Origin of the sequence: Saccharothrix sp. ST-888 (assembly GCF_000955975.1) — a bacterium.
In the GTDB taxonomy this organism is placed as follows: Bacteria; Actinomycetota; Actinomycetes; order Streptomycetales; family Streptomycetaceae; genus Kitasatospora.
In genome coordinates this window covers 1-334 of record NZ_JYJF01000709.1, presented here as the reverse complement: position 1 = coordinate 334, position 334 = coordinate 1, and the positions used below count along the sequence as shown (strand labels likewise).

General features: G+C 69.5%; 1 protein-coding gene. It reads right to left on the bottom strand.

Annotated features, from left to right (window positions below):
* Nucleotides 1–334: hypothetical protein (locus UK12_RS42310; protein ID WP_045307137.1), on the bottom strand; the 334-nt coding region annotated here is incomplete at both ends.

The window sequence follows — 334 nt, the reverse complement described above, 5'->3', positions numbered from 1 at the left end:
TCCGTCGGGTGGTTTCAACCGTGACCGTGACGACCGTGGTGGCTTCCGCCGCGATGATCGTCCGCAGGGCGGTGGCTTCCGTCGGGACGACCGCCCCTCTGGTGGCTTCCGCGACCGTGACGACCGTCCGCGTCGTGATGACCGCCCCCAGGGTGGCGGTTTCAACCGTGACCGCGATGACCGTGGTGGCTTCCGCCGCGATGATCGTCCGCAGGGTGGCGGCTTCCGTCGCGATGACCGTCCGTCGGGTGGTTTCAACCGTGACCGTGACGACCGTGGTGGCTTCCGCCGCGATGATCGTCCGCAGGGCGGTGGCTTCCGTCGGGACGACCGC